At 73.9% G+C, this 6651-nt stretch carries 6 protein-coding genes; 2 read left to right on the forward strand and 4 right to left on the reverse strand.

The genetic code is table 11. The features are described from left to right. The 3 genes from IEY71_RS06685 to IEY71_RS06695 all read right to left on the reverse strand — a co-directional run. On the reverse strand, nt 1–956 hold a 956-nt coding region (locus tag IEY71_RS06685; RefSeq protein ID WP_189085110.1), incomplete at its 3' end, for an alpha/beta hydrolase. An 86-nt stretch (nt 957–1042) separates the two neighbouring features. Then, nucleotides 1043–2011: an aldo/keto reductase gene (locus tag IEY71_RS06690; protein ID WP_189084460.1), complete on the reverse strand. Its 969-nt coding sequence runs from the start codon at nt 2009–2011 to the stop codon at nt 1043–1045. Between the two features lie 41 nt (nt 2012–2052). Beyond that, complete coding sequence (locus IEY71_RS06695) at nt 2053–3162, reverse strand: zinc-binding dehydrogenase (protein ID WP_189084461.1); 1110 nt, start codon at nt 3160–3162, stop codon at nt 2053–2055. 109 nt (nt 3163–3271) lie between these two features. On the opposite strand from IEY71_RS06695, the gene IEY71_RS06700 reads away from it, so the two are divergent. After that, on the forward strand, nt 3272–4729 hold the full coding sequence (locus IEY71_RS06700; RefSeq protein WP_229781559.1) for an amidohydrolase: 1458 nt from the start codon (nt 3272–3274) through the stop codon (nt 4727–4729). A gap of 74 nt (nt 4730–4803) precedes the next feature. Here IEY71_RS06700 and IEY71_RS06705 read toward each other — a convergent pair whose 3' ends face one another. After that, complete coding sequence (locus IEY71_RS06705) at nt 4804–5544, reverse strand: SDR family NAD(P)-dependent oxidoreductase (protein WP_229781560.1); 741 nt, start codon at nt 5542–5544, stop codon at nt 4804–4806. Nucleotides 5545–5629: 85 nt separating this feature from the next. On the opposite strand from IEY71_RS06705, the gene IEY71_RS06710 reads away from it, so the two are divergent. Further along, nucleotides 5630–6595, forward strand: a complete 966-nt coding sequence (locus tag IEY71_RS06710; protein ID WP_189084464.1) for an aldo/keto reductase — start codon at nt 5630–5632, stop codon at nt 6593–6595. The last annotated feature ends 56 nt before the right edge of the window (nt 6596–6651 follow it).

Consider the following 6651-nt stretch of genomic DNA (forward strand, 5'->3'; position numbering starts at 1 on the left):
GAGTCCCGGGATGCGAGCGCCGCGCGGGTGAGCTCGGTGCCGGGCGCGTACATGTCGAAGCCGTGGAAGGCGCCGCCCCAGACGTGCAGCTCCGCCTGGCCGCCGGTCGCCCAGATGCGGCTCGCGTAGTCCACGTCCTCGTCGCGGAACATCTCCGCCGCGCCCACCTCGATGAACGCGGGGGCGAGGCCGGAGAGATCGGCGGCTCGGCTCGGCGCGGCGTAGGCGGGCGCCTCCGTGGAGCCGGCGAGCTCGGCGCCGAGCACCATCCGCCAGGCGAGCAGGTTGAGCTCGCGCTGCCAGGTGCCGATGCCGTCGTACTGGTAGCTGCCCACGGTGCTGTTCGTGTTGTCGAGCATCGGGCAGATCAGCAGCTGGCCGGCGAGCGCGGGGCCACTCCGGTCGCGCGCCATCAGGGCGACCGCGGCTGCGAAGCCGCCGCCCGCGCTGCCGCCCATGACGACGATCCGCTCGGGGTCGACGCCGAGCTCGGCGGCGTGCTCGGCCGTCCAGACGAACGCGGCGTAGTTGTCCTCGACGCCGGCGGGGTAGGGGTGCTCGGGGGCGAGGCGGTACTCGACGTTCACGCCGACGACGCCAAGCGACTCGACGAGGTCGACGACGCGGCCGTGCTCCCAGGAGCGGTGACCGACGATCATGCCGCCGCCGTGGTAATTCACGAGCGCCGGCAGCGGCGCGCTCGCCGCGGCGTGCCCCGCCGGGCGGAAGATCGTGATCTCGAGATCGGGCGAGCCCGCAGGGCCCGGGATCACCCGCTCCTCGGTCTCGACGGCGCGGCCGGCGACGAGCTCGGCGGCGGACGGGAACATCCGGTCGGCGCCCTCCCGGGTGTGCGGCAGGCTCTCCTCCGTGAGCGGCGGCTGCGGGGCGGCGTTCATGGCCTCGAGGGCGGGCAGCAGTTCGTCGGCGAACGGCACGGGCGGGTAGGCGGTCATGGTCTCGGCTTTCGATCGGTCGGTCGGGAGAACGGGGTGGATGCCTCGGTGTGCGGCGGAGCGGGGCGACGGATGCCTCGGGCCGCTCAGGGGCCCTCGGGGTCGACGACCCCGCGGTCGGCCCAGAACGGCTCGACGAGCCGGCGCAGCTCGGCGGCGCCGACGCGCTCGGCGAGCTCGACGGCCGCGAGGTTCTGCTCGAGCTGCGCCATCCGGGTCGCGCCAAAGAGCGTCGTCGTGTTGGCCGGGTGGGTGAGGGTGAAGGCGACGGCGAGCTGGGCCGGGCTCGCCTCGAGCGACTCGGCCAGCGCGACGAACTCGGGCACCTGCTCGACGATGCGGGCGCGGACGTCGCCGGGGTCCCGGCCCACCTCGCGCTCGCGCTCGACGCGGCCGGCGAGGATGCCGCCCTCCATCACGTCGGAGGCCTGCATGCTGAAGCCGCGCTCCCAGAGGGCGGCGAAGGGCTCGCCGTCGGGGATGGACCGGCGGGCGACGCTGTACTTCAGCTGCGCGATCTGCGGGCCGGGCACCCCCTCGGCCTCGGCGAGCTCGAGCAGCGTGCGGATGTTCGTCGCCGACCAGTTGTTCACTCCCCAGGCCCGGATGAGCCCGGCCTCGGCGAGCCCGGCGAGGTCCAGCACGAGCTCGCGCAGCGAGAGGTCGTCGCGGCGCAGGTCGCCGAGGATGACGAGGTCGGCGTACCCGGTGCCGACGCGGAACAGCGCCCGCTCCAGTTGCGGCCGGAAGCCGCCCTCCCCGTAGCCCTCGAGCCAGAGCTTCTCGGAGAGCTGGTACTGCTCGCGGGCGAGCCCGGCGCCGCGCACGATCGCCGAGAACAGCACGTCGGTGATCGCGGGCGGCTTCATGCCGGGGAAGCCGTAGACGCCGACGTCGAAGAGGGTGATCCCGCGCTCGACGGCGGTCGCGACGAGCTCGACGGCGTCCTCGAAGTCCATGCGGTCGTAGGTGTGCCAGGAGCCGAGCGCCAGCACGCCGGTGCGGATGCCGCTCGTGCCGATCTCGCGGGTGGGGATGGTGGTGGGTGCGGTCATGGTCGCTCCAGTCGTGGGCGTGCGGTCGTGGTGGTGCCGGCTCAGGGCAGGCGGGGGTCGACGACGGCCTTGATCTCGCCGAGCCGATGCATCCGCTCGATGTGCGCGCTCGCCTCGGCGAGCGGGACGGCGGGGGAGAAGAGCTCGTCCCACGGCATCCGATCGGCGAAGGCGCGGAAGAAGTCGATGGCGCGGGCGTAATCGGAGATGTCGCCGTTCAGCGAGCCGACGACGGTCAGCTCCTTGCCCATGATCGCCGAGAGGGCGATCGGCTCGCCGACGGGGCCGGTGGAGCCAACGACGACGAAGGTGCCGCGCTGGGCGGCCATGCCGATCGCCTCGGGACCGACGCTCGGCGCGCCGGCGAAGTCGAGCACGAGATCCGCGCCCTGCCCCTCGGTGAGTTCGAGCACCCGTGCGACGACCGCGTCCGAGCCGCCCTCGATGCCCACGACGTGATCGGCGCCGAAGCGCTCGGCCATCGCGAGCCGCTCGGCGGGGGCGCCGACGGTGATGACCGAGCCCGCGCCGGAGAGCTTCGCGACGGCGGTGGCGAAGATGCCGAGGGCGCCCGAGCCCTGCACGACGACGCGGGAGCCGGGCCGCACGCCGCCCGCGCGGCCGAAGGCGCGCAGCACGGTCTTCGCGGCGCAGCCGGCCATCGAGGCCCAGGTGTCCTTGACCTCGGCGGGCAGCAGCAGCTTCGCGGCGCCGGGCACCACGTAGGCGTAGTCGGCGAGCCCGGCGGTCGCGTAGGGCGGCACGTCGGAACGCTGCAGGAAGCCGTAGCCGCGGCGGCTGCAGGCGACGGGCTCGCGGAGCACGGTGCAGCCGAAGCACTCGCCGCAGGTGGACTCGGACCAGCCGATGCGGTCGCCGACGGCGAGCTCCCGGCCGAGCGCGTCGCGGGTGCCGTCGCCCACGGCGACGATCTCGCCGACCATCTCGTGGCCGAGCACCATCGGCAGCATGCCGGGGAAGCTCATCCGGCCCGACCAGATCTCGATGTCGGTGCCGCAGAGGCTCGCGCAGGTGATGCGCACGAGCGCCGCGCCGGGCTCGACGTGCTGGGGGAGCGGGAGCTCCTGCAGCTCGAGGGGCTCGCCGTGCGCGGTGAGCACGGCGGCGCGGGTGGTCGTGGGGATCGTCATCGAAAGCTCCCTTCGAGGCGGTGGTTCCGGTCGCGACGTTGTCGACCGGCCGCCGATGTGGGTTATTCTACATACGTTGACCAAAATTGCCAGCGCTCGAGGAGGAGACGTGCAGGGAGTCGAACGATCGGGTGCCGAGGGCCCCGCCGAACTGGTGCTCCGCGGGGGGACGGTGCTCGCGCTCGACGCCGCCGACACCCGCGGCACCGCGATCGCCGTGCGGCACGGCCGGGTGCTCGCCGTCGGCGAGGAGGCGAGGATCGCGCCGCTGATCGGCCGCCGCACGCGCGTCGTCGAGCTCGACGGCCGCGCCGTCATCCCGGGCATCAACGACTCGCACCTGCACGCGGCGTGGCTCGGCGCGATGTGGCCCGACACGGTGTTCGGGGCGATGGAGGCGGGCGCTTCGGCCGAGGTCCCGTCCGGCGGGCACGGCGGACCGCCCGCCGACGCCGCAGTGCTCGAGGCATCCGCCGCCGATCCGCACGTTCCGGCCGGGCCCCGCCTCGTCGACGACGAGGACGGCCGGCGCCGGGCCATCCTGCGCGCGGGTGAGCTCATCGCCTCGCTCGGCATCACGAGCTACACGGAGCCCGGCCTCGGGCCGGGCGAGGACGACGGGGCGACCGGATGCTTCGGCCAGGCCGTGCTCGACAGCTACCGCGCGCTCGAATCGGAGCGCGCGCTGCGCGCCCGCGTGAACGTGCTCGCCCTGTTCGGTGTGCTCGACGGCCCGAGCGAGCTGCGGGCGTTCCTCGCCGGGCTGCGCGGGCTCGAGCGGCAGACCGAGCGCCCCGCCTGGCTGCGCGTCGCCGGGGTGAAGATCTTCGCGGACGGCATCCCGCCGATGCTGCAGGCGTGGACGGCGCACGTCTATCCGGACGGCTCGCACGGCGGGCTCCTCGTCGGCGGCGGGGACCTCGACCAGCGCGCGGCGAACCTCGGCGAGATGATCCGGGCCGTGCACCGGCAGGGCCTCCAGCTCGGCGTGCACGCCACCGGGGACCGCACGATCGATCACGTCATCGACGCGGTCGAGGCCGCCGCCGCGGAGGCTCCGGCCGATCTGCGCCACTACGTCATCCACGGCGACCTCGTCACCCCGGCGGCGCTCGACCGGATGCGCGGGCTCGGCATGGGCCTCAACGTGCAGGCCGGGATCGCGGCGAAGACGGCCCCGTGGGTCGCCGGCGTGCTCGGCGAGGAGGTCGCCGCGGCGGCGTGGCCGATCGGGCGCGCGATCGAGGCTGGCGTGCGCGTCTCGCTCAGCTCGGACGCCCCCGTGCTCGCGCCGGACTGGCGGCGGGGCGTGGCGGACGCGGACGCCTGGATGGGCGCCGCGGCGCCGGCGGAGGCTGAGCGGCGGATGCTGCAGCTGCTGCGCGCGTACACGGTCGTGCCGGCGCATCAGGACGGTGCGGAGAGCTGGAAGGGCACGCTCGCGCCGCGGATGGCGGCCGACCTGTGCGTGCTCGAGGCGAACCCGCTGGAGCTCGCCCCGGCCGAGCTGCCCGGCGTGGGCGTCGAGCTCACCGTCGTTGACGGCGACATCGTCTACGAGCGCTGACCCCGCCCCAACTCAACCTCAACCCCGAGTTGCCCGACGTTCATGAACGTCGGGCAACTCGGCCGTGCGTCGGCTCAGGTGAGGAGCTGCCCGCCGTCCACGGCGAGGCTCACGCCTGTGATGTGCGCGGCCCCCTCGCCCGCGAGGAAGACGACGGCGGGGGCCACCTCCTCGACCTCGGCGAGCGTGCCGAGCGGGATGCGGCTGGACCAGGCCTCGCGCGCGGGGGAGCCCTCCGGCATCCCCATCCGCAGCATCGGCGTCAGCACCGGGCCCGGGGCGACCGCGTTCACGCGGATGCCGTGCCCGGCGAGCTCGATCGCCGCCCAGCGGGTGAGCGAGTCGACCGCGGCCTTGCTCGACTCATAGGCGCCCATCCCGGGCGTGGGCTGGCGGCCGCCGATCGAGGAGATGTTCACGATCGCGCCGCGGGTGCCGTTCGTGATCATGCGACGGGCGACCGCCTGGGTGATCGTGAAGGTGCCGACGATGTTCACGTCGACGATCGAGCGGTACGCGTCGGGCGTGAGCTCGGTGAGGGCGCCGTGCACCGAGAGGATGCCGGCGTTGTTCACGAGCACGCCCACCGGGCCGTGCTCGGCCTCCACTGCCTCGACGGCGCGGGCGGCGGCCCCGGCATCCGTGATGTCGAGGGTGAGGTGCGCGACGCCGAGCTCCTCGCCCGCCGCGCGTGCGGCGTCCGCGTCGACGTCGGCGACGACGACCCGGTCGCCCGCGTCGCGGAACGCGGCGGCGATGCCGCGGCCGATGCCGCCGGCGCCGCCGGTGATGAGCACGATTCGAGGTTCGGACACGGGATCTCCTTCTGCCGTCGGCGTGCGTCGGTGCACGCCCGTGGTTATATTATACGAGCGTAGAAAAAAGCGACGAGGAGGCCGCATGACCGTCACCGTTCCCACCCGCCAGCTCGGCCCGGGCGGGCCGGAGGTCCCCGTGTTCTCCCTCGGGTCCTGGAACACCTGGGACCGCATGGACTTCGACGACGCGGTCGCGCTGATCCGCCGCGCACACGAGTCCGGTGCGGCGTTCTTCGACGTCGCGCACTACGACCTGGGCCCGCACGCCGAGCAGGCGACGACCGACCTGATCTTCGGCCGTGCGGTGCGCGAGGCCGGGCTCGCCCGCGAGGACTACCTGCTCTGCGGCAAGCTCTGGCTCTGGGAGTACCCGCGCGTCGGCTTCGCCGGACAGTTCACCACCTCCCTCGAGCGCATCGGCGTCGAGCGCGCGGAGTTCGCCGTCGTCGGCGACTACCTCGAGCCGATCGACGTGCGCCGCGTCGTCGACGATGTGCAGGCCGAGATCGCGGCCGGCCGGCTCGGCGCCTGGGGCGTCAACAACTGGCGCGCCGACGACCTGGTGCTCGCGCTCGACCACGCCGAGCGCGAGGGCCTCGTGCCGCCGAGCTTCGCGCAGCTGAAGTACGGCCTCGTGCGCCGCTCGATGGCCGAGGGGCCGGAGTACGGCGAGCTGTTCGCGTCTGGGCGGCTGGCGCTGCAGGCCTCGGATGCCTTCGAGGGCGGCATCCTCGCGGGCAAGGCCGTGCCCGGCCGCAAGATCGGTGCGGACGTCGGCGGGATCCGCGAGCGCATCGTCGCGATCTTCCCCGAGGTGGCCCGGATCGCCGCCGAGCTCGACGCGACCCCGACCCAGCTCGGCATCGCCTTCTGCCTCGCGAACCCCGTGACGGCCAACGTGCTGTTCGGCGTCAGCCGGATGTCGCAGCTCGAGGACAACCTCGGCGCGCTCGCCCTGCTCGAGCGGGTGGGGGCCGAGGGGATCCGCTCGGCGACCGCGGGCCTCCAGCTCGACCAGGCCGTGCGCTCCGACGGCGTCTGGGCGTAAGGGCGCGACCTGCTTCACCCCCCGAGTTGCCCGACGTTCATGAACGTCGGGCAACT

Origin of the sequence: Agromyces mediolanus (genome assembly GCF_014648575.1) — a bacterium.
GTDB classification, from domain to species: domain Bacteria; phylum Actinomycetota; class Actinomycetes; order Actinomycetales; family Microbacteriaceae; genus Agromyces; species Agromyces mediolanus.

Bases quoted from the DNA above. Each gene is read 5' to 3' on its own strand.
- IEY71_RS06690 (WP_189084460.1), bottom strand. From the start codon at position 2,011: ATGACCGCACCCACCACCATCCCCACCCGCGAGATCGGCACGAGCGGC.
- IEY71_RS06695 (WP_189084461.1), bottom strand. From the start codon at position 3,162: ATGACGATCCCCACGACCACCCGCGCCGCCGTGCTCACCGCGCACGGC.
- IEY71_RS06710 (WP_189084464.1), top strand. From the start codon at position 5,630: ATGACCGTCACCGTTCCCACCCGCCAGCTCGGCCCGGGCGGGCCGGAG.